The 714-nt window shown below is 47.2% G+C and carries 1 protein-coding gene; it reads right to left on the reverse strand.

Annotated features, from left to right (window positions below; translation table 11 throughout):
• A partial coding sequence (locus A3763_RS20985) for a hypothetical protein (protein ID WP_156495226.1) occupies positions 1-656 on the reverse strand: 656 nt, incomplete at its 3' end.
• Positions 657-714: the final 58 nt, after the last annotated feature.

Consider the following 714-nt stretch of genomic DNA (forward strand, 5'->3'; position numbering starts at 1 on the left):
GAACGTCGCCAAAAGCCTTGAATGCCTGTCTGGTGACTTTCGATCTCAGTACTGGGTGCGATACCGTATTCCCATTCATGATTACTGAAGTAACTCGCTAAGGGGCCTTCATGTTCAGCAGGAAGAATGATGCGTTCAATATGGCCTTCTGGTGCGCGATAACTTAAGCGAATATGATCACTATAATCGAGCCGAAGGTGGTTGCGGCGATAACTGACTAGTTCGTCAGTGACGGCGATAGCTGCGTAAAGGTAATGCTGGGTTTGAGCCAGTTGTAAGGTAAAAGCCGCTTCAGGAGAATCTGTCGTATTGGTTTGTCTATAGCGCTTATCATAGGCAAGGCGAGATGATTCAACCAGCTTTTCTGGCCAATCACTTAGCTCGCCATCCAGTCGCAATGATGTCTGTAAAACCGGTGCTGCCAAGGCGTGCTTATGGAGCTCACTGCTTTCGTTCGCTGCAAGCAGGGTGGGAATATCTTTTTGAGTGGCGAGTAAATTGGTAGCGATGGCTTTGGCTTCAATCTCTTGAATATGGGCCTGAGTACTCAAACTTGCTTCTTTGATCTGTTGCCAATAATTATAAGCAACGAGTGGAATGGCTAACATAGCCAAACTGAGCACCGCGACTTGAGCTTTTATTCCGAAGCCAGGCATTAGCTTTGTTCCCAGCGATAGCCGAAGCCCGGTTTGTTGCGAATATGCTTAAACTCAA

The sequence above is a fragment of the Oleiphilus sp. HI0128 genome (assembly GCF_001635365.1).